Below are 21,641 nucleotides of genomic sequence, written 5' to 3'. Positions count from 1 at the left end.
GCCTGCCAGATGGTGTCGTAGAGGCCGGCCTTGCGGATCTCGTCGATGTAGATGGCGTCGGCCTTGCGCAGGATGTCGAGCTTGTCGACCGTGATCTCGCCGGGGCAGCGGATGGCGAGGCCCGGGCCCGGGAACGGGTGGCGGCCGACGAACACGTCCGGCAGGCCGAGCTCGCGGCCGAGCACGCGGACCTCGTCCTTGAACAATTCGCGCAGCGGCTCGACCAGCTTCATGTTCATGCGCGCCGGGAGGCCGCCGACATTGTGGTGCGACTTGATCGTCACCGAGGGGCCGCCGGTGAAGGAGACGCTCTCGATCACGTCGGGATAGAGCGTGCCCTGCGCCAGGAAGTCGGCGCCGCCGATCTTCTTCGCTTCCGCCTCGAACACGTCGATGAAGAGGCGTCCGATCGTCTTGCGCTTCGCTTCGGGGTCGGTGACCCCTGCGAGCTCGCCGAGGAAGAGTTTTGAGGCGTCCACATGCACCAGCGGGATGTTGTAGTGGTGCCGGAACAGATCGACGACGGTCTCGGCCTCGTTGAGGCGCAGCAGGCCGTGATCGACGAACACGCAGGTGAGCTGGTCGCCGATCGCCTCATGGATCAGCACGGCCGCAACCGCGGAGTCGACGCCGCCCGAGAGGCCGCAGATGACCTTGCCCTTGCCGACTTGCGCGCGGATCTTCTTGATCTCTTCGGCGCGGAAGGCGTGCATGGTCCAGTCGCCGCCGAGGCCGGCGATGTTGCGGACGAAGTTGCGGATCAGCCTGGCGCCGTCGGGCGTGTGCACCACCTCGGGGTGGAACATCAGGCCGTAGTACTTGCGCGCTTCGTCCTGGATCACGGCGAACGGCGCGTTGGGCGAGACGCCGGCCACCGAGAAGCCCGGCGGCATCTGGGTGATGCGGTCGCCATGGCTCATCCACACCTGGTGCTGCTCGCCGGTCTGCCAGACGCCCTCGAACAGGCGGCTTGCGGTCTTCACCTCGACATCGGCGCGGCCGAACTCGCGGTGGTGGCCGCCCTCGACGGTGCCGCCGAGCTGGGCGGCCATCGTCATCTGGCCGTAGCAGATGCCCATCACGGGCACGCCGGAATCGAAGATCAGTTGCGGGGCGCGCGGCGAGCCGGCCTCGTGGACCGATTCCGGGCCGCCGGACAGGATCACGGCCTTGGGCTGCATCTCGCGGAAGGCGGCCTCCGCCTTCTGGAACGGCACGATCTCGCAATACACGCCGTCCTCGCGCACCCGGCGCGCGATCAGCTGCGTGACCTGGCTGCCGAAATCGACGATCAGGATCTTGTCATGGAGCGCGGCCACGGAGGTGTCGGCGGCGGCGGAGGTGTTCGGGGCGTTGTCTTGGGCTGTCATGGCAAGCAATTACGCCGCGGCGGGGAGTCTCGCAACCCTTGCCAGCAAGCGATTCACCGGTGCGTACCCCACCCACCGCTGTCGTCCCGGCCAAGCGGACTGGGGCAATGCGCAGCATTGCGCCAGTTCGCGCCGAGCCGGGATCCATAGCCACAGGACGCGGGGCTCGGGCACGCTGTGGCCACAGCTCGCGCCAGACGACGGCCGCGGAGTATGGGTCCCGGGTCGGCGCCCCACGCACTACGCGCGCGGGGCTTGCCCGGGACGACAGCGGGGAATGTTCGCGGCGGGGGGGCCGTAGGGTGGGCAAAGGCGCGTGGCAGGCCTTCCGTTTGGTCCACGCCGGTGCGCGCCGTGCCCACCGTCGGGCGGCGTTCACCGCGGCGACACGGTGGGCACGACGCCATTGCCATTGTCGTGCGCGGACATGGCGCGGCAGCGCCTTTGCCCACCCTACGGCGGTGTGGGTGCGGCTACGCCTGCTTCTTCAGCACCGACACGAAGAACCCGTCCGTACCCGTCCGGCGCGGGGTCATCAGCCAGCCCTCCGGCGTCTTCAGCGCGGCCTCGGCGAAGGCCTCGGCCTTGTCCCAGAGGACGGTGGCGGTTTGCTCCGGGGGCTGAACCGCGAACTCCGGATGCCGCTCCACGAACGCTCTCACCTGGTCGCCATTTTCGGGCTGCAGCACCGAGCAGGTGATGTAGGCGATGCGGCCGCCGGGCTTGACCAGGGAGGCCGCGCGATCAAGCACTTCGGCCTGGTCCTTGAGACGGATCTCGAGGGCGCCGGGGCGCATGCGCCATTTGGCGTCGGGGTTGCGGCGCCAGGTCCCCGTGCCCGTGCAGGGGGCGTCGATGACGACGAGATCGGCCGAGGCCTTGATATCGGCGAGCGGGTCGGCGTCGCCCTTCGGGCTGCGCACATCGGCGTTGTGGACGCCGGCACGCGACAGGCGCTCGTGGATCGGCGCCAGCTGGCGCTTGTCGTGGTCGGTGGCGATCAGGCGGCCCTTGCCGCCCATCATCGCGGCCAGCGCCAGCGTCTTGCCGCCGGCGCCGGCGCAGAGGTCGATCACCTGCTCGCCGGGCTTGGCGGCGGTGAACAGCGCCGCGAGCTGCGAGCCCTCGTCCTGGACCTCGATGGCGCCCTTGATGAAATCCTCCTCGGCATGGATTCCGGGATTGCGGGCGTCGGCGCCGAGCGTGATGCGCAGGCCGATCGGCGACCATGGCGTCGGCACAGCGCCGAGATGCTTCAGCGAGGCCTGCACCTTGTCGCGCTTGGCCTTGAGCGTGTTGACGCGCAAATCGAGCGGCGCGCGGCTGGCCATCGCCATGGCTTCCGCAACGCGGTCGTCGCCGAACACGGCGGCGAGATACGGATCAAGCCAGTCGGGATAGTCGCCGGCGACCGGCGGCGGCGCGCCCTCGGTGGTGCGCGTGGCCAGCGCCTTCTCCTCTTGCGCGTTGAGCGGCGGCGGGGCGAAGCGGCTGCCGTCGCACATCGCACCGATGGTCGCGACATCGAGGCCGCGCTCGAGCTTGAGCATGCCGAGCACGCGCGCACGCGCCGTGTCGTCCTCCATCAGGTAGGCGCTGGAGGCGCGGCGGCGCAGCACGTCCCAGACGAGGCCCGCGATGGCGGCGCGGTCGCCGGAGCCGGCGAAGCGGTGGCTGGTGCCCCAGTCCTTCAGCGCCTTGGCCGCCGGCGCCCTGTCGGCCTCGATGGTTTCGATGATGTCGATGGCGGCGGACAGCCGGGCGGCGGGGGTCATTCAGGGTCCAGTTCTAGATCAGGAGAAGGATCTTGAGGGCGAAATACAGCCACATCGCCAGCAGCACCAGCGCCGAGGCGGTCCAGGCGAGCCCGCGGTCGTCCTTGGCGCCGCTGACAAGGCCGGCATTGACAAAGCGGGTCACCACGAACACCCAGGACAGCAGCACGATCACCAGATCGGCGTGGCGCAGCGGCAGCGCAATGGCGATCAGGGCGTAGAACAGGGTCGGCAGGCCGAATTCGTCGGCGGCGTCAGTGGCTTGCGCCCGCGTCCTGTTCCAGAACAGCAGCGCGAAGGTGAGCCCGACCTCGACGAAGACGGGCAGCAGCACCATGGTCAGCGACATGAGAATCCCCCTGGAAGTCGAAGGCCCGGCATGATGCCGGGCCGTCATGATTGAACCGGTTCCCAAGGGACTCCCGACAAGCCCCCGTGGTTCCCGTTTTTCTGCGACTGGGCCGAACTTTCACATCAGGAGTGGCTCAGGCATTGTCCGGCCCGACCCGCACCAGCTGTTTGCCGAAATTGGCACCTTTCAGCAGGCCCATGAACGCTGACGGCGCATTCTCCAGGCCCTCGGTGACGTACTCCTTGTACTTGACCTTGCCGTCGCGGACCCAGGCCGACATGTCCTTGAGGAAGTCGCCATGGCGGGAGGCGAAGTCGGAGACGATGAAGCCGCGGATGGTGAGCCGCTTGGTCAGCACGTTGCGCATCAGCGCGCCGGCCCATTTCGGCGCCACCGACTGGGTGTCGTTGTAATGGGCGATCAGGCCGCAGACGGGCATGCGGGCGAAGGCGTTGAACAGCGGGAACACCGCCTCGAACACCGGGCCGCCGACATTCTCGAAATAGACGTCGATGCCCTTCGGGCAGGCTTCCTTGAGCTTGGCGGCGAGATCGGGATCGCGATGGTCGAGGCAGTCGTCGAAGCCGAACTCGGATCGAACGTAGTCGCATTTGTCCTTGCCGCCGGCGATGCCGATGGCGCGGGCGCCCTTGATCCGGGCGATCTGGCCCACGGCCGAGCCGACCGCGCCGGACGCCGCGGCGACCACCACCGTCTCGCCCGGCTTGGGCTGGCCGATGTCGAGCAGGCCGGTATAGGCGGTCATGCCGGGCATGCCGAGCACGCCGACGGCGGTCGAGATCGGCGCCAGCGCCGGGTCGACCTTGGCGAGGCCCTTGCCGTCGGAGATCGCATGCGTCTGCCAGCCGGCGCGCGCCAGCACGATGTCGCCGGCTTTGAAGCCGGGATTGTTGGAGGCCACCACCTCGCACACGGTCCCCGCCTCCATCACGCCGCCGACCGGCACCGGCTGGGCATAAGACGGCCCGTCGCTCATGCGCCCGCGCATGTACGGATCGAGCGACAGCCAGATCGTGCGCAGCAGCACTTCGCCAGCACCGGGCGTCGGAACGGCGTGCTCCTCGAGGCGGAAGTCGGACGGCTTGGGCTCGCCGACGGGACGTGCGGCGAGAACGATGCGCTTGGCTTGGGACATGGGATGTTTCCTCTTTTGTTGGTTGTGACGGTCGATGCTGGTAGCCCCACGGGCGCCGTCATTGCGAGAAGCGAAGCGACGAAGCAATCCAGGGCTTCACGCGCCGCCCTGGATTGCTTCGCTTCGCTCGCAATGACGGAGAGAGCAAGCGTCGCTTACACCCCGCCCGGATAGTTCGGGCTTTCGCGCGTGATCGTCACGTCATGCACGTGGCTTTCGCGCAGGCCCGCGCCGGTGATGCGGACGAACTCGGACTTGGAGTGAAACTCGCCGAGATCCTTGGCGCCGACATAGCCCATGGCGGCACGGAGGCCGCCGGCGAGCTGGTGCATGACGTTGCCGACCGGGCCCTTGTACGGCACCTGGCCCTCGATGCCCTCCGGCACGAGCTTGAGCGTGTCCTTGATGTCCTGCTGGAAGTAGCGGTCGGCCGAGCCGCGCGCCATCGCGCCGACCGAGCCCATGCCGCGATAGGCCTTGTAGGAGCGGCCCTGCCACAGGAACACTTCGCCGGGGGTCTCGTCGGTGCCGGCCAGCAGCGAGCCGACCATGGCGACATCGGCGCCGGCGGCGAGCGCCTTGGCGAGGTCGCCGGAGAACTTGATGCCGCCGTCGGCGATGACCGGCACGTCGGCCTTCTTGGCCGCCTCGACCGCATCCATGATCGCGGTGAGCTGCGGCACGCCGACGCCGGCGACGATGCGCGTGGTGCAGATCGAGCCCGGGCCGATGCCGACCTTGACGGCGTCAGCGCCGGCATCGATCAGCGCCTGCGCGCCGTCGCGGGTGGCGATGTTGCCGGCGATCACCTGCACGGCGTTGGAGATGCGCTTGATGCGGTTGACCGCCTCGAGCACGCGCGAGGAATGTCCATGCGCGGTGTCGACCACGATGAGGTCGACACCGGCCTCGATCAGCCGCTCGGTGCGCTCGAAGCCGCCCTCGCCGACCGTCGTGGCGGCCGCGACACGCAGGCGGCCCTGGCCGTCCTTGCAGGCGAGCGGATGCGCGACCGCCTTCTCCATGTCCTTGACGGTGATCAGGCCGACGCAGCGGTACTGATCGTCGACGACCAGCAGCTTCTCGATGCGGTGCTTGTGCAGGATCTTCTTGGCCTCGTCCTGGCCGACGCCTTCGCGCACGGTGACGAGGTTCTCGTGCGTCATCAGCTCGGAGATCTTCTGGCGCGGATCGGTGGCGAAGCGCACGTCACGATTGGTGAGGATGCCGACCAGCTTGCCGGGGATGCCCTTGCCGCCGCCGGTGACCACCGGGATGCCGGAGAAGCCGTAATCCTTCATCAGCGCCAGCGCGTCGGCGAGCGTTGCGTCCGGCGAGATGGTCAGCGGGTTCACCACCATGCCCGATTCGAACTTCTTGACCTGGCGCACCTGGGCGGCCTGGCCCTCGGGATCGAAATTGCGGTGGATGACCCCGACACCGCCGGCCTGCGCCATGGCGATCGCCATGCGCGCCTCGGTGACGGTATCCATGGCGGACGCCATGATCGGAATGTTGAGCGGGATCTCGCGCGTCACGCGCGAGCGGATGTCGACCTCGGAGGGAAGCACATCGGAGAGGCCCGGCTTCAGGAGCACGTCGTCGAAGGTGAAGGCTTCGCGAAGTGTCTGGACGGTCGCCATCGTCAACTCCTTGTCTGCGGCCAAAACGGCCGCGATGCGGGTACGGATGAGCGACGCCGCTGTCGAGACCATGCCTCGCCGTCGAATCGGTGCCCATCGGTGGGGTTGACGCGGGTCGATAGCATGGGCCTGTGACGAATCAAAGGGCCGATCCACCATCCTCCCGCGATTGCGAAGAACGGCTGACAACGGCCCTCATTCGCGTGCCGCGCGTAATAAAAGATCGTGAATACCCTGAATCCGGAGCAGAAATTCCGCTTGCCTCCGGACCCGCGCCTCAGCGCCAGGCTCCCGGCGGCGGGCCGTAGCGCCGGATCGCGTCGACCACCTCGCGGTGCCGCCGGTCCTCCCGCCGCATGTGCACGGCGATCAGCGCGTGAGCCGAGGGCACCAGCAGCAGCACGTGGAAGAACAGGCCGAGGACCAGGCACACCACGCAGAGCAGCAAGTTGAACACCGCCGCAAACGGCTGCCCGTTGAGCAGCAGGCCCAGCGGCGGCACCAGAGCGGCGAGCAGGTAGATCATCGGCACATCTCCAACAACGGGACGCGACAGCGTCGCGCTGCATTTAGGGGGCCATGCCAGCAGCGCAATGGCCTCGTTCGTCGCAGGGTGTTAAAGCCGCACCGCCCGCCTGCCCTCCCCCGCCGCCGACCTCCGATGAACAAGCAACGCGTCATTCCGCTGATCGTCGCCACCGCCCTGTTCATGGAGAACATGGACTCTACGGTGATCGCGACCTCGCTGCCGGCGATCGCCAGGGACATCGGCACCAGCCCGCTGACCTTGAAGCTCGCCATCACCTCCTATCTGCTGTCGCTGGCGGTGTTCATCCCGGCCAGCGGCTGGACCGCCGACCGCTTCGGCGCGCGACGCGTGTTCTCCAGCGCGGTCGCCGTGTTCATGATCGGCTCGATCGGCTGCGCCTTTGCCAACTCGGTCGAGAACTTCGTGTTCGCCCGCATCCTGCAGGGCATGGGCGGCGCGATGATGACGCCGGTCGGGCGTCTCGTTCTCTTGCGTTCCGTCGACAAGAGCGCGCTGGTCGGCGCGATGGCCTGGGTCACCATCCCCGCGCTGATCGGCCCCGTCATCGGGCCGCCGGTCGGCGGCTTCATCACCACCTATTTCTCCTGGCACTGGATCTTCCTGATCAACATCCCGATCGGCATCGTCGGCATCATCATGGCGCTGCGCTTCATCGATCCGATCAAGAGCGAGAACCCCGAGCCGTTCGATCTCTATGGCATGGTGCTGGCCGGCATCGGCCTCGCCGGTCTCGCCTTCGGCCTCTCCGTCGCCGGCCTCAATTTGCTGCCATGGTCGGTGGTCGGCAGTCTCGTCGCGATCGGCGCGATCTCGATGACGCTCTATGTCCGCCACTCCTGGCGGACCAACTCGCCGGTGCTCGACTTCTCGCTGCTGCGACTGCCGACCCTGCGCGCCTCGATCGTCGGCGGCTTCATGTTCCGGCTCGGCATCGGCGCACTGCCCTTCCTGCTGCCGCTCTTGATGCAGCTCGGCTTCGGCCTGTCGCCGTTCCAGTCCGGCCTCGTCACCTTCGGCTCCTCGGCCGGCGCGATGGGCATGAAGGCGCTGGCCGCGCGCCTCATCCGCGCCTTCGGCTTCCGCCATCTGATGACGGTCAACGCCGTCGTCAGCTCGGTCTTCCTCGCCGCCTGCGCGCTGTTCACGCCGGCGACGCCGCTGCTGCTGATCCTGATCATTCTCGTGGTCGGCGGCTTCTTCCGCTCGTTGCAGTTCACCGCGATCAACACCGTGGCCTATGCCGAGGTCGAGACTGCGCAGATGAGCCGCGCCACCACGCTCACCAGTGTCAACCAGCAGCTCGCGATCTCCGCCGGCGTCGCGGTCGGCGCGTTCTCGGTGGAGACCACGATGTGGATGCACGGCGCGAGCCAGCTCACCGCGTCGTCCTTCGCGCCCGCCTTCATCGTCGTCGCGATCACGTCGGCGCTGTCGTCGATCCTGTTCTGGCAGATGCCGGATGACGCCGGCAGCGAGATCTCAGGCCGTAAGGTGGCTGCGATCGCGAGCCGCAAGGGCGCTGAGAAGGGCGCGGAGAAGGCCGCGACCAAGTCGGCCAGCGAAACCACCCATGACGCGCGGGATCAGCGGCTGGGGTAGCGACCGTTCTCCGGTCAAGGTCTCCTCGCGCCGGACTTCCAGAACTCGGCGAGGCGATCCGCCCACATCCGCGCGTGCAGCTCCGTGCCGGCACGGCTCATGTGGCAGCCGTCATGGCGCAGCGTAAGCCCGATCTGATCGGTATCCGGGCCAGGATGGACGCCGAGCGCCGGGTTCGGCACGACAGCCTGCGCCGAGCGTATGATCTCGTCGGGAACGCTGCCGCAAAGCGTCGCCGTGGCCACGAAGATCGGCGCCGTCACGTCGGCCGCCCGCAGGCCGGCGACGATCTCCAGATAGTTCCGCAAGTACGACAGCCGGCCCGCTTCCTTCATCTTCGGGGTGACTTGCAGATGCGTGCCGTCCTCCGCCCCGTTCGTCGAGAAGGCGAAGGCGTTGGACTCGCCCTGATGCCAGAGCACCGCGCTCGGCTCGAGACCGGCCTCGCGCAGGCCGGCGATGGTTGCGAGCAGCACCTCGAAATACTTGCCGCCGCGGGCGCGCCACTCCTCGAGATAGGTGCCGCCGATCGCGGCCGGCGCGATCAGCACCGTCTTCGCCAGCCCGCGATCGATCAATTCGTCGCCCAGCCGGGTGGCGACGTTCTCGCCGTCGCCCGTCGTTCCCAGCAACGGATTGCGCGCCACGTAGCAGCGGCCGTCGAAGCGGTCGAAATTGTAGAACCGGTTGTGAGGCTGATAGAGCCGGCCACTCTGATCGGGCGCGCCGGTGTTGGAGATGTTCGACTGGCCCGCGGTCAGAAGCACCACCAGCCCCTCGCGCGGAATGGCGTCGCAGGCAATTGGCGTCGCCCTGGCACGCGCAGCCTCGCTGTCCCCCATGAGACAGCGCGAGGCGTTGCCGCCCGCGATGAAATCCGCGTCAGAACCGTACAGCGCAAGAGCAAGGTTGCGTCCCTGCAGCAGGCTCTGCACCTCCGGGTCGCTGCTCGCGCCGTCGATACGACGGTCGATGTCGGCAAAGGCGGCGCGCCGCGTTCGCATCTGCTCCAGCAGCGCCAGGAAGCCTGGGCGGGTCGAGATCGGTCCGACGGCGCAGGGAACGCAATTGCCGTCGCGTGACCTGGCAGAGGTTGTCGGCTGGCAGACGTCGCGAGCCGGCAGCACCTCCGCAGCGCCGGCCGTGGCAGCGAACGAGGCGAACCACGCTGCGACAAGTACGACGATTGATACACGCAGGTTCATGTTCCAGTCACTCTTCGTCGCCAACCTTGGATATCACCTCTGTTCCAGAGCTTGCATATGACTTCCAGCCGTTCCGGGCCTCATGGTTCGAGACGCGCCGCAAGCGGCGCTCCTCACCATGAGGGGCTTGGATCGCGCTCCGAACACAGACCTCGTCCTGAGGAGCGCGCCCCTTGGCGCGCGTCTCGAAGGACGGCCACAGGGCGCACTCCCGTTGGTATCATCCATGTGAAAGCAGCCCCGCGTTCGTGCGGAAGAACCGAGGAGCGCCAATCTCGTTATGCACGCCGGCACCGCCCTGTTTCGTGGATACGGCGCGAGCCGCCTTTTCCATTATAGTCCGCCTCCATGAAGGAGAGCCGAATCGATGCACGGCCGCTCGCCACCCTGGCGACGGACTGTTGGCCAACCGCGCTTCTGCTCGCGGCGACGGTGCTCGCCGTGCCCGCACTCGGCGGCCTTGTCAGGCCGGCCTTCGTGCTCGGCTGCGCGGTCGCCGGCTGGTTCGCGTGGCGTCGCAGCCCCGAAGCCCACGTTCAGTCGGCGATCCTGATGTTCGCCTTCGCTCCTTTCGTGCGCCGCCTGGTCGACATCTCCGCAGGATTCGATTCGTCCGGCATCATGTTGAGCGGCCCCCTGCTGTTCATCATCGCGCCAGTTCCGAGTCTGGCACTCTCGCCCTCGGACAAGGACAGGCCGGGCAATCCCTGGCTCGTGGCGCCGCTCATCATCCTCGCCTGCATCGTCTATGGCGGCGCGCTTTCGATCTTCCAGAACGACTGGTTCAACGCCGCCAATGGCGGAATGAAATGGGCCGCGCCCGTACTCTATGCGATCGCCCTGCAGCAGCGGGCGCAATCCGACGGCGCCCTGCTCGATGCCATCACGCGCGTGTTCCTGCTGGTGCTGCCGCTCACCGGCCTCTACGGCATCTGGCAATATGTCGATCCGCAAGGCTGGGATCGGTTCTGGATGGTGAACGCCAGCATCACCTCGGCCGGCTATCCGCTGCCCTACATGGTGCGCGTGTTCAGCACGATGAACGGCCCGGCCAGCTACGCGACCTTCACGGCCACGGGTCTGCTGCTGGTGGGTTTCCTGCGCCCGGGATGGCTGGCACTGGCGGCGATGGCGCCGGCGGCGCTCGGCCTGTTGCTGTCGCTCTACCGCACCAGCTGGATCACGCTCGCGGTGGGCGTGCTGTTCTGCATGCTGTTCCCCGCGACGCGGCGTCGTGCCGTATCGATCACGGTCGGACTGGTCGGCGCGGTGATCGTCACCGTCATGTTCACGCCGTTCGCGGAGGTCATCACCTCTCGTCTGGAATCGCTCGGCAGCGTGTCGCAGGACAGTAGCGGCAGCGAGCGGCTGGATGAGTTCGTCACGCTGTGGAATGCGCCGAACAGCATGGTCCTGGGATCGGGCTTCACCATCACCGACGTCGGCGTCGCCGGCGCGATGCCGATCGACGGGCAGATCATCGCAAGCTGGGTGACGATGGGCATTCCGGTCGGACTGATCTGCCTCGCAGCCTATGTCTGGGTCGGGCTCGCCGCCACCGGCGCCGCCTGGCGGATGCCGACGCGCGAGGGCGCCGTGCTCGGCGCGCTCGCCATCAGTGCGCTGCTGATCCAGCTGCCGCTGACCAGCATCTCCTCCGGCGAGGTCTCGGCGCTGTTCTGGATGCTCGTCGCCATGGCCTGTCCGCTCGACCAGATGGCCGGCGGCGCACGGCGCACCGTCGCCGCTCGGCAGCATCAGGCCGGCGCCTGATCGGACGTTGCAACGCGCGGCGCGATCACTGCGGCCTGCGACTTCCGGGAGGCCGGCGGTGCAAGCCCGAAGACCGGCAGCAGATGCAGCCGCTGCAGGATGGCATGCGCCATCAGAGGAAGCACGACACCGGCCGCCGTACCGGCCAACAGATAGACCCATGGCGATGGCGGGATGTGCAGCTTGAGCATGATGATGCGCATGCCCGACCCGCTGAGGATGTGCAGGACATAGATCGTCATCGACGCGACGCCTGCGGCCGCAAGCCAGCGATGGCTCGTTGGCGCGAGCAGCTTGCAGAGCCCGACCGTGCCGGCGATCCCGAGCACACAGGCCGGCAGGGAGGCGAGCCCGTTGGCGTCCATGCCGGACAGCTGGCCGCCCAACGCCACTGCGGCCGCAAACGCGATCCCGATCACGGCCAACGCGGACCAGCCGAACGGCCGCCATTCCGCCACCACGCGAACACCGTAGACGCCCGCAACGTAGAACGGCAGATGATGCAGGGTGAGCGCGAGGTCAGGCCGGATCGGCAGCGTGAGGAACACGCAGAGCCCGGCCAGCGCGAGCGTGATCAAGACCGTCCGCGACGGGACCAGCACCGCGATCACGTGGCAGATCATCAACGCGTAGAGGAACCAGAACTGCGCGATCGGACGATACCAGATCGCGGCGAGATCGCCGGGATGGATCGGGATGTTGGCATCCCGTGCCAGCAGCATCGTGATCCCGCCCTGGATCAGCGACCACAGCACGTAGGGATAGGCGATGGTCCAGAGCTTGGACGTGAGGAAGGGACGCGCGCCGCGCCGCAAGCTGTGCTGCACATTCAAGCCGGCCAGGAAGAAGAACAGCGGCATGTGGAACGTGTAGAGCGTGTAGTCCATCCAGCGCGCGACGGCTCCATCCGGGAAGATGCCCGGGCGCACCAGACCGCCAAGCACGTGACCGTAGACCACCAGGATGACGCCGAGGCCGCGCGCGAAATCGATCCACGCCGTGCGCGCGGTGTCAGCCGTTGCCCTCTGCGTTCCAGCCTCCACGCCCGATATGTCCTACCCTGTCGCGCAGCCCGCGTCCGGTTTGCGATCCTGCGAAGTCAGCGCCGCATTCATCCAAGTCATAGCGCAGCCGGCTTTGCAGCGCCGTCGGCGCCTGCCAGGACATCGGGGGTATTCTCGCGTTAGTCTTAACCAACCGATAAGCCTCTGCCGGATGGCTGCGCCTACGCCGGGGATCGCGACCAGAGGTGGCGCGGTTCGGCTTGCGCGCCACACTCAATCCTCATTCGCCTTGAAGCGCCCGAGTCCCTTGAGGACGAACGGCGCGACGAGCGCAATCAGCGCGACCGCCAGCAGAGTGGCAGAGATCGGCGACTGCAGCAGGGTCATGGGATCGCCGAGGCTGATCGCGAGCGCCCGCCGCAACTGGCTCTCGGCGATCGGCCCGAGGATCAGCCCGACCACGACCGGCGCGATCGGGAAATCGAAGCGGCGCATCAGGAAGCCGAGCACGCCGAAGCCGGCCAGCATCGACAATTCGACCACGGACGGCTTTGCGGCGATCGTCCCCATCGTGGCGAACACGAGGATGCCGGCGTAGAGCCAGGGCGTCGGGATCGCGAGCAGCTTCACCCACAGACCGACCAGCGGCAGGTTGAGCACCAGCAGCATCGTGTTGGCGATGAACAGGCTGGCGATCAGGCCCCAGACCAGGTCGGGCCGCTCGGCAAACAGCAGCGGGCCCGGATTGAGGCCATATTGCTGGAAGCCGGCGAGCATCATCGCGGCGGTCGCCGAGGTGGGCAGGCCGAGGGTCAGCAGCGGCACCAGCGTGCCCGCGGCGGAGGCGTTGTTGGCGGCCTCAGGACCGGCGACGCCCTCGATCGCGCCCTTGCCGAACTGATCGGGATATTTGGTCAGCCGTCGCTCGGTCGAATAGGACAGGAAGGTGGGGATCTCCGCCCCACCGGCCGGCAGCGCGCCGATCGGAAAGCCGAACATCGTGCCGCGCAACCACGGCTTCCACGACCGCTTCCAATCCTCGCGCGTCATCCACAGCGAGCCCTTGATGGCCTCGATCTTCTCCTCGCTATGGTGCCGGCGCGAGGCGACGTAGAGCGCTTCGCCGACCGCGAACAGGCCGACCGCCAAGGTCGTCACCTCGACGCCATCGAGCAGCTCCGGCACGCCGAAGGCGAGCCGCGCCTGTCCCGTCAGTTTGTCGATGCCGATCAGGCCGAGCGTCAGGCCGATGAACAGGCTGGTGAGGCCGCGGATCGGTGAATCGCCGAACGTCGCGGACACCGTGACGAAGGCGACGCACATCAGCGCGAAGTAGTCCTCCGGCCCGAAGCGCACGGCGATGTCGACGAGATACGGCGACAGGAACGCGAGTCCGATGGTGGCGATGGTGCCCGCGACGAACGAGCCGATTGCCGCCGTCGCCAGCGCCGGGCCGCCGCGGCCGGCCTTGGCCATCTTGTTGCCCTCGAGCGCGGTCGCCATCGAGGCGCTCTCGCCGGGGGTGTTGATCAGGATCGCGGTGGTCGATCCGCCATACATGCCGCCATAATAGATGCCGGCGAACATGATCAGCGAACCGCCGGGATCGAGCTTGTAGGTCACCGGCAGCAGCAGCGCGACGGTGAGCGCCGGCCCGATGCCCGGCAGCACGCCGACGGCGGTGCCGAGGAACACGCCGACCAGCGCATAGAGCAGGTTCATGGGCTGAACGGCGATCGCCATCCCATGCGCGAGCGCGGCAAAGGTGTCCATCAGAGCAGTCTTTCGAGCGGACCGGCGGGAAGGCTCAGGGTGAGGAGGCGGTCGAATGCGAGATAGATCAGCGTCGTCAGCACCGCGCCGATGACGAGATCGGTGACGAAGGCGCGCCGGCCGAACGCGGCCGACGTCGTCACGAACAGCGCGGTGGTCGCCAGGATGAAGCCGCCACCGAAGCCGATGATCGCGATCAAGAGCGCAAGGCCGGCGAGGATCAACAGCACCGCCTTCGGATCGGAGCTCTCGCGCGGCGGCAGGTTGCCTCTGAGGGCATCGATCAGATTGGCCAGTGCAAGAATGCCGAGCCCGATCGCGATCACGACCGGCATGACCTGCGGGCCCATGCCGTACATCGTGGTCGCCGGGATCTGATTGGCGTCATAGACAAGCACGAGTGCGACAGCCGCCAGCAGCGCCGCAATGACGATGCCGGCCTTGTCGACGCCTCCCGAGGCGGGTGTCTCGGTGCCGGCACTCTCCGTCGTCATGACTTGACGAGGCCGACCGACTTCAACACGTCGGTGACGCGGACGTTCTCCTTTTTCAGGAAATCGGCGAACGCATCACCCGGAAGATAGGCGTCATCCCAGCCCTTCTGCTTCAGGATCTCCTTCCACGCATCCGACTTCACCATCTTCTCGACGGCCTCGCTGAGCGTCTTCTTCTGCTCCGGCGTGATGCCGGGCGCCGCGACCACCGAACGCCAATTGGCGAGCACGAGGTCGATGCCCTGCTCCTTGAAGGTCGGGATGTCGACCCCTGGAATGCGTTTCTCCGAGGACACACCGATGGCGCGCAGCTTGCCGCTCTTGATCTGCCCGTCGTATTCCGACAGGCCGGAAATGCCCGCCGTGACCTTGCCGCCGAGGATCGCCGCCAGCGACTCGCCGCCGCCCGAGAACGGGATGTAGTTGACCTTCTTGGCGTCGGCGCCGACGGCGCCGGCGAACAGCGCCGCCATCACGTGATCGACGCCGCCGGCCGAGCCGCCGGCGAAGGTGACCTTGGCGATGTCGGCCTTCAGCGCCGCGGCGAGATCCTGCGCCGTCTTGATCGGCGAGTTCGCGGGCACGACGATGACCTGGATCTCCTCGGTTAGGCGCGCGATCGGGGTCACCTGCTCCAAGGTCACCGGCGACTTGTTCATGGCGAGCGCGCCGACCATGACGAAGCCGTTGACCATCAGTTGGTTGCCGTCGCCCTTGGCGCCGTTGACGAACTGCGCGATGCCGACGGTGCCGCCCGCCCCCGCCACGTTGGTGACCTGGACGCTGCGCGCCACGCCCGACGCCACGAAGGCCTGCTGCATTGCCCGCGCGGTCTGGTCCCAGCCGCCGCCGGGCGCGGCCGGCGCCATCACCTTCAGCTCGAGCTGCTGGGCGAAGGCCGGAGCACCGGCAAGGAAGCTCAAAGCGACGATGGCGCCGAACAGGCGCGTACAGAACGAATTCAAGGCGGTCCTCCACGGTCGGCCGAACGAACGGCTCGCGTTTCTTCTCTTGCCCCTCACGAGCGGCATTTCAGCGGGAAATGCGGCCGCTGTCCAGACGGGATTGCTCGCGCCTTCGCCCGCGTTGCAGCAGCAGCCCTGGGAGGACGAGACGGTTGTGGGAGGAGCGGCCTAACCGCAAGTCCAGACCATCCCCACTGGCGTCCGCGTCCAGCACGGGCCGAAGCTGCCGCCATTATAATGGCCACGATAGAAGCCTGGCTGGCCGAAATAATGCCACTCGCCGTTGTAGAGCATGTATTTCGGCGTGCCGTCGATATACCAGTGGCGACGGCTGCCGCGCGGCCCGTTGCGCATGGCCTCTTTGTCGGCATAGAGCGGCAGGCTGTTGTTGGGCGGCTGCTTATAGCCGGGCAGGAAGCCATAGCCCTGCCAGCGGTGGGCCTTGCGCTTGTGCGACGGCGCCGCGGTCGCGATCGCGGGGACCAGCAGCAGAAGCATCACGATCGCGACGATGAAACGATGCGGCATCACGGCAGCCCGATGGGTACGAGGGTCTCGAATCTTCAGTTCGATTGCGGCACGGCAACGGCCGTTCCGTCATGAAATGTTTCAGCGATGCCGCCGATGCGCGCGGCGCGGCGGAGGCGACGGCGGGGCGTAGAAGGGATTGAGATCGCACATCGCCGCACGGCCCGACGCCGTCGCGCGACATTGCGGCAGCGACGTATAGCTGCAGTCGATCCACTCGCCACCGCCAAACCGGCCGCCTTCATAGACCTTCATGCACACGGGATAGCGCGGATCGTAGGCCTGGGCGTGAGCCGGCCCCGATATGGCCGAGCCCACCGTCAAAGCGACCGCGACAGCGCTGCAGGTCAGGACGCGCATTTCGGGACCTCCGGAACGAGTCTCGTCGGCCCAAGCCGATTCCCGAGACCTTGTTGCATCTGCTCTGTATCGCCGGCGCTGGCCGGTCGCAATGACGACATTACAACAGGTCGGCCTGCTCTCCGCCGCGGAAACCCATCGCCAGCACGTAGCGCTCCGACGAATCCTGTCGGCTCGCCGCCGGCTTGACGTGGCGGACGCTGGCGTAATCGCGCTTGAGCTGCGCCATCAAGTCGGCATCGGCGCCGCTCTGGAACGTCTTGGCGAGAAAGCTGCCGCCCGGTTTGAGCACCTCGCTGGCGAAATGCGCGGCGAGTTCGACGAGACCGACGATGCGGAGCTGGTCGGTCTTGCGGTGGCCGGTGGTGTTGGCGGCCATGTCGGACATCACGACGTCGGCGCGGCCCCCGATCATCGCCGTCAGCTTCTCCGGCGCATCCTGGGCGTGGAAATCGAGCTGGGTGAAGGTGACGCCGGGGATCTCGCCCATCTCCAGCAGATCGATCGCGACCACCTTGCCCTTCCCGGCCTCGGCCCCGACCCGACGCGCCGCGATCTGGCTCCAGCCGCCAGGCGCAGCGCCGAGATCGACCACCGTCATGCCGGGCTTGAGCAGCCGGTATTTGTCATCGATCTCGAGCAGCTTGTAGGCCGCGCGTGAGCGATAGCCGTCGCGCTTGGCCTTGATGACATAGGGATCGTTGAGCTGGCGCTCCAGCCAGAGTTTCGAGGACAGCTTGCGCTTGCCTCCGGTCTTGACCTGCACATGCATGCGGCCGGTCGTGTCTTTTGCCATGTGTTTCTCGGTCGTCGTGACCAGACGCGGGAGGCGAAAATCCGTCCATGCTCGAGGTCTGGCGGAACTACAAAGGTCACCCTCCCCTGGAGGGGGAGAGTCGATCGGGAGCGAAGCGAGCGATCGGGGTGGGGTGAGCCACACGAAGACTGCTCGTGGAACTCACCCCACCCCGTCTCACATTGCGCTGCGCTCCATGTGAGACGACCCTCCCCCTCCAGGGGAGGGTGAAGTCGCTACGCCGTGCGCAGCGCACCGTCTTCGCGCATCATCTCGACCAGCATGCCTTCGCGCAGGCCGCGATCGGCGACGCGCAGCCGCGGCAGCGGAAACGCCAAGCGAATCGCGTCGAGAATGGCGCAGCCCGCCAGAACGAGGTCGGCGCGGTCGATGCTGATGCAGTTGTTCTCGGCGCGGTCCTGGTAGCTCATCGCCAGCAGCTTGGCGATCGTCGTCGTGATGTCGGCATCGTTGATCCAGATGCCGTCGACCCGGCGCCGATCGTAGCGGGCGAGGTTGAGATGAATGCCGCCGAGCGTCGTCACGGTGCCGGAGGTGCCGAGCAGATGCATGTCGGAGAGGTCGCCGCCGTTCTCGGCCGCGAACGGCCCGACATGCTCGGCCACGGCCTCGACCATGGCGGCATAGATCTCCGGCGTCACGTCTCGGCCGCCGAAGCGTTCGGCCAGCGTCACGACGCCGAGCGGGATCGACATCCAGGCCTTGATCCGCGGCTCGGCGCTGCGGTCGGCCGGATCGCGCTCGATCCGCACCAGCTCGCTGGAGCCGCCGCCAATGTCGAACAGGATGGCCCCGCGCCCGCCTGGATCCAGCAGCGGCGCGCAGCCCTTGACGGCCAGCGCCGCCTCAGTCTCGCGGTCGATCACCTCGAGCTCGATGCCGGTCTCCGCTGCCACCCGGCTGCGGAACCCCTCCGCATTGGAGGCGGCCCGGCAGGCCTCGGTCGCGATCAGACGCAGGCGGCTGGCCTTCTTGGATTGGATCTTGTCCCGGCAGATGCTGAGCGCGGCGATGGCCCGATCCATCGCCGCATCGCTGATGCAGCCGGTGGTCGAGATGCCCTCGCCCAGCCGGACAATGCGCGAGAAGGAGTCGACCACGCGGAAACTGTCGCCCGAAGGACAGGCGATCAGGAGCCGGCAATTGTTGGTTCCGAGGTCCAGGGCCGCGTAGACGCTGCTGCCATTGCTGGCGCAGGAAGGCGTCGCGACGTCCAGACCCGGACGCAAGCCGGGCTCCAGGTTCCCGCGCGGCGTGGGACTCTCCCGCAGCCGCGTGTCATTGATCATTCAAATGTCTTTCCGCTGGCCGAACCGGCCCAGATGGAAGTTCTCTTTCATGAGACATTATCAGTGGATAGCGCCGGCGCAACAGCCCCTCCGTCAGGCGTGATGCACCATTCCTAATCAACCGTTGTCCGGCCGCGGGCGCTGCACTATCTGGGAACAGCCCGCATTTGCGACCAATCCAGCCTCTTGGACCCTCATTCATGCAAGATCACACCGTCCCGGCCTCCCTCGAAAACGCGATCGCGCTGCAGAAATTCGGCGTCGGGCAGCCGGTCCGGCGCAAGGAGGACGACACGCTGGTGCGCGGTCACGGCAAATATACCGACGATTTCAACCTGCCCGGCCAGGCCCATGCCTGGATCGTCCGCTCCAGCCACGCCCATGGCATCATCAAGAGGATCGACACCGCGGCCGCCAAGGCCATGCCCGGCGTGCTCGGGGTGTGGACTGGAGCCGACCTCGCCGGAGCCAACTATGGCCCGTTCACCTGCGGCCTGCCGCTGAAGGGCCGGGACGGCTCGCCGCTGCTGCAGACCAACCGGCCGGCGCTCGTCACCGACAAGGTGCGCTTCGTCGGCGACCCCGTCGCGTTCGTGGTGGCGGAGACCGCGGCCCAGGCCCGCGACGCGGCCGAGGCGGTCGAGGTCGATATCGAGCCCCTGCCCGCGGTCACCAATGCCGAGGAAGCCGCCAAGCCCGGCGCGCCGCAGCTCTATGACCATATCCCCAACAACGTCGCGCTCGATTATCATTACGGCGACACGGCCAAGATCGAAGAGGCCTTCGCCAAGGCCGCGCACGTCACCAAGCTCGACATCGTCAACACCCGCGTCGCCGTGGTGTCGATGGAGCCGCGCGTGGCGCTCGCCGCGTTCGACGGCAAGACCGAGCGCTTCACCTTGCAGGTGCCGACCCAGGGCGTGTCCGGCAACAAGGCGACGCTGGCCAAGATCCTCAACGTCGCACCGGACAAGGTCCGCATCCTCACCACCAATGTCGGCGGCTCCTTCGGGATGAAGAACGTCTCCTATCCCGAATACGTCTGCATTCTGCACGCGGCGAAGCAGCTCGGCCGCCCCGTGAAATGGCGCGACGAGCGCACCACCGCCTTCCTGTCCGACAGCCAGGGTCGCGACCAGATCATCCATGGCGAGCTGGCGCTCGACGCCGACGGCAAGTTCCTCGCTGTCAGGCTCTCCGGCTATGGCAATCTCGGCGCCTACATCATGGGCGTGGCGCCGCTGCCGCTGTCGCTCAACACCGGCAAGAACCTCGCCAGCGTCTACAAGACGCCGCTGCTCGGCGTCGATATCAAGACCGTGCTGACCAACGTCACCTTGATGGGCGCGTATCGCGGCGCCGGCCGTCCCGAGGCGAACTACTTCATGGAGCGGCTGATCGACACCGCCGCGCGCGAGATGGGCATCGACCGTCTCACCATCCGCAAGCGCAACTTCATCAAGCCGAGCCAGATGCCGTTCCCGGCCGCGTCGGGCGTCACCTACGACTCCGGCGACTTCGCCGCGGTGTTCGAGAAGGCGCTGCAGGTCTCCGACTACGCCGGCTTCGCCAAGCGCAAGCGCGAGAGCCGCAAGAACGGCAAGCTGCGCGGTATCGCCGTCGGCTCCTATCTCGAGGTCACCGCGCCGCCGTCAGGCGAACTCGGCAAGATCACCTTCGACGCCGATGGCGGAGTGACCCTGACGACCGGCACGCTCGATTACGGCCAGGGCCACGCCACGCCGTTCTCGCAGGTCTTGTCGGCGCAACTCGGCGTGCCCTTCGACAAGATCCGGCTGGAGCAGAGCGATTCCGATCTCGTGCGGTTCGGCAACGGCACCGGCGGCTCGCGCTCGATCACCGCGACCGGCCAGGCCATCGTCGAATCCTCGCAGCTCGTGATCGCCAAGGGCAAGCAGGCCGCCGCGCATCTGCTCGAAGCCTCGGAAGCCGACATCGAGTTTGCCAACGGCCAGTTCACCATCGCCGGCACCGACCGCAGCATCGACATCATGGAGCTGGCGCGCCGGTTGCGCGAGGGCAAGATGCCCGAGGGCGTGCCGGCCTCGCTCGACGTCGACCACAACTCGACGGTAGCGGAGTCGACCTTCCCCAATGGCTGCCACGTCTGCGAGGTCGAGATCGAGCCGGACACCGGCGTCGCGCAGATCGTCGCGTATACCGCAATCAACGACTTCGGCACGGTGATCAATCCGATGATCGTCGCCGGCCAATTGCATGGCGGCGTCGCCCAGGGCATCGGCCAGGCGCTGATGGAGCATCTGCGCTACGACGAGAGCGGCCAGCCGATCACCGGCTCGCTGATGGACTACGCGCTGCCGCGCGCCTCCGACGTGCCGATGATGACGGTGGACAACCATCCGGTGCCCGCCAAGAGCAACCCGCTGGGCACCAAGGGCTGCGGCGAGGCCGGCTGCGCCGGCTCGATGGCGAGTGTGATCAATGCCGTGATCGACGCGCTGTCGGACTATGGCGTGAAGCACCTGGACATGCCGCTGACCACCGAGAAGCTCTGGCGCGCGATCCAGGACGGCAAGGCGAAGACCGCGGCGTAGCTGCTTCGCTGCGCTCGCGATGAGGCGAAAACATCTCATTGCTAAACGAAAAGCCCGTAGCCCGCACGAGCGCAGCGATATGCGGGGTCTCACGGGCCGTATCGGTGAACCCGGATGTCGCTCCCGCCTGCACCCGCTGGGCGCCGGCGCGCGCGCATCCGGACTACGGACTGTCGATCGGGCTGCGGGTCCTCTCCACGTCATTGCGAGCGTAGCGCGTAGCGAAGCAGTCCAGAATCCTTCCACGGAGACAGTCTGGATTGCTTCGCTGCGCTCGCAATGACGGGAGTGTGGGGCGACCAGCATGCCCCAATCTCAACTGTCATCGTCCGCGCATGCGGACGATCCAATACTCCGAGGCGGTTACGATTCAGCCGAGACGTCGCGGCGTACTGGATGCTCCGCCTGCGCG

Annotated in this window: 18 protein-coding genes; 3 read left to right on the top strand and 15 right to left on the bottom strand. The window is 67.2% G+C overall.

Features of this window, described 5'->3' with window-relative positions:
• The 6 genes from guaA to QX124_RS16220 all read right to left on the bottom strand — a co-directional run.
• On the bottom strand, positions 1-1,370 hold a 1,370-nt coding region (gene guaA / locus QX124_RS16245; RefSeq protein ID WP_315797698.1), incomplete at its 3' end, for a glutamine-hydrolyzing GMP synthase.
• 473 nt (positions 1,371-1,843) lie between these two features.
• Positions 1,844-3,145 carry an RsmB/NOP family class I SAM-dependent RNA methyltransferase gene (locus QX124_RS16240; RefSeq protein ID WP_315797697.1) on the bottom strand — a complete coding sequence of 434 codons (1,302 nt, stop codon included), beginning with the start codon at positions 3,143-3,145 and terminating at the stop codon, positions 1,844-1,846.
• 13 nt (positions 3,146-3,158) lie between these two features.
• Positions 3,159-3,494 carry an MAPEG family protein gene (locus QX124_RS16235; RefSeq protein WP_315780998.1) on the bottom strand — a complete coding sequence of 112 codons (336 nt, stop codon included), beginning with the start codon at positions 3,492-3,494 and terminating at the stop codon, positions 3,159-3,161.
• Between the two features lie 136 nt (positions 3,495-3,630).
• The gene (locus QX124_RS16230) at positions 3,631-4,653 is read right to left on the bottom strand and encodes an NADP-dependent oxidoreductase (protein ID WP_315797696.1); all 1,023 of its coding nucleotides are present in this window, start codon (positions 4,651-4,653) and stop codon (positions 3,631-3,633) included.
• Between the two features lie 155 nt (positions 4,654-4,808).
• The gene (gene guaB / locus QX124_RS16225) at positions 4,809-6,296 is read right to left on the bottom strand and encodes an IMP dehydrogenase (protein ID WP_315739185.1); all 1,488 of its coding nucleotides are present in this window, start codon (positions 6,294-6,296) and stop codon (positions 4,809-4,811) included.
• A 277-nt stretch (positions 6,297-6,573) separates the two neighbouring features.
• Positions 6,574-6,822, bottom strand: a complete 249-nt coding sequence (locus QX124_RS16220) for a hypothetical protein (RefSeq protein WP_315797695.1) — start codon at positions 6,820-6,822, stop codon at positions 6,574-6,576.
• 135 nt (positions 6,823-6,957) lie between these two features.
• On the opposite strand from QX124_RS16220, the gene QX124_RS16215 reads away from it, so the two are divergent.
• On the top strand, positions 6,958-8,445 hold the full coding sequence (locus QX124_RS16215; protein WP_315797694.1) for an MDR family MFS transporter: 1,488 nt from the start codon (positions 6,958-6,960) through the stop codon (positions 8,443-8,445).
• Between the two features lie 14 nt (positions 8,446-8,459).
• Here the strand turns inward: QX124_RS16215 and QX124_RS16210 are convergent, their stop codons facing one another.
• The gene (locus QX124_RS16210) at positions 8,460-9,650 is read right to left on the bottom strand and encodes a sialate O-acetylesterase (RefSeq protein WP_315797693.1); all 1,191 of its coding nucleotides are present in this window, start codon (positions 9,648-9,650) and stop codon (positions 8,460-8,462) included.
• 348 nt (positions 9,651-9,998) lie between these two features.
• Between QX124_RS16210 and QX124_RS16205 the strand changes: the two genes are divergently transcribed.
• Entirely contained in the window at positions 9,999-11,423 is a 1,425-nt protein-coding gene (locus tag QX124_RS16205; RefSeq protein WP_315797692.1) for an O-antigen ligase domain-containing protein, read from the top strand.
• Here QX124_RS16205 and QX124_RS16200 read toward each other — a convergent pair.
• The 8 genes from QX124_RS16200 to QX124_RS16165 all read right to left on the bottom strand — a co-directional run bounded on the left by QX124_RS16200 (position 11,408) and on the right by QX124_RS16165 (position 18,653).
• Positions 11,408-12,466: an acyltransferase gene (locus QX124_RS16200; RefSeq protein ID WP_315797691.1), complete on the bottom strand. Its 1,059-nt coding sequence runs from the start codon at positions 12,464-12,466 to the stop codon at positions 11,408-11,410. The two genes, QX124_RS16205 and QX124_RS16200, sit on opposite strands and share 16 nt — an antisense overlap.
• Before the next feature lie 234 nt (positions 12,467-12,700).
• The gene (locus tag QX124_RS16195; protein ID WP_315739179.1) at positions 12,701-14,200 is read right to left on the bottom strand and encodes a tripartite tricarboxylate transporter permease; all 1,500 of its coding nucleotides are present in this window, start codon (positions 14,198-14,200) and stop codon (positions 12,701-12,703) included.
• The gene (locus QX124_RS16190) at positions 14,200-14,694 is read right to left on the bottom strand and encodes a tripartite tricarboxylate transporter TctB family protein (protein WP_315776840.1); all 495 of its coding nucleotides are present in this window, start codon (positions 14,692-14,694) and stop codon (positions 14,200-14,202) included. Before QX124_RS16190 ends, QX124_RS16195 begins: the two co-directional genes overlap by 1 nt.
• Positions 14,691-15,659: a Bug family tripartite tricarboxylate transporter substrate binding protein gene (locus tag QX124_RS16185; RefSeq protein ID WP_315797690.1), complete on the bottom strand. Its 969-nt coding sequence runs from the start codon at positions 15,657-15,659 to the stop codon at positions 14,691-14,693. The genes QX124_RS16190 and QX124_RS16185 overlap by 4 nt, the downstream gene beginning before the upstream one ends.
• A 168-nt stretch (positions 15,660-15,827) precedes the next feature.
• Positions 15,828-16,187 (bottom strand): hypothetical protein, encoded by a 360-nt coding sequence (locus QX124_RS16180; protein ID WP_315739174.1) that lies wholly within the window; start codon positions 16,185-16,187, stop codon positions 15,828-15,830.
• An 81-nt stretch (positions 16,188-16,268) separates the two neighbouring features.
• On the bottom strand, positions 16,269-16,547 hold the full coding sequence (locus tag QX124_RS16175) for a DUF3551 domain-containing protein (protein ID WP_315797689.1): 279 nt from the start codon (positions 16,545-16,547) through the stop codon (positions 16,269-16,271).
• A 100-nt stretch (positions 16,548-16,647) separates the two neighbouring features.
• A complete protein-coding gene (locus QX124_RS16170; RefSeq protein WP_315757912.1) occupies positions 16,648-17,343 on the bottom strand; it encodes an RlmE family RNA methyltransferase in 696 nt (231 codons plus the stop codon).
• Positions 17,344-17,579: 236 nt separating this feature from the next.
• Positions 17,580-18,653 (bottom strand): Ppx/GppA phosphatase family protein, encoded by a 1,074-nt coding sequence (locus tag QX124_RS16165; RefSeq protein WP_315797688.1) that lies wholly within the window; start codon positions 18,651-18,653, stop codon positions 17,580-17,582.
• 200 nt (positions 18,654-18,853) lie between these two features.
• On the opposite strand from QX124_RS16165, the gene QX124_RS16160 reads away from it, so the two are divergent.
• Complete coding sequence (locus QX124_RS16160; protein WP_315797687.1) at positions 18,854-21,229, top strand: xanthine dehydrogenase family protein molybdopterin-binding subunit; 2,376 nt, start codon at positions 18,854-18,856, stop codon at positions 21,227-21,229.
• Positions 21,230-21,641 lie beyond the last annotated feature (412 nt).

The organism is Bradyrhizobium sp. SZCCHNRI3043 (assembly GCF_032377735.1).
Taxonomy (GTDB): domain Bacteria; phylum Pseudomonadota; class Alphaproteobacteria; order Rhizobiales; family Xanthobacteraceae; genus Bradyrhizobium.
Note: the sequence above shows the minus strand (reverse complement) of the source record. Positions and strands in the feature narration are given on the sequence as shown.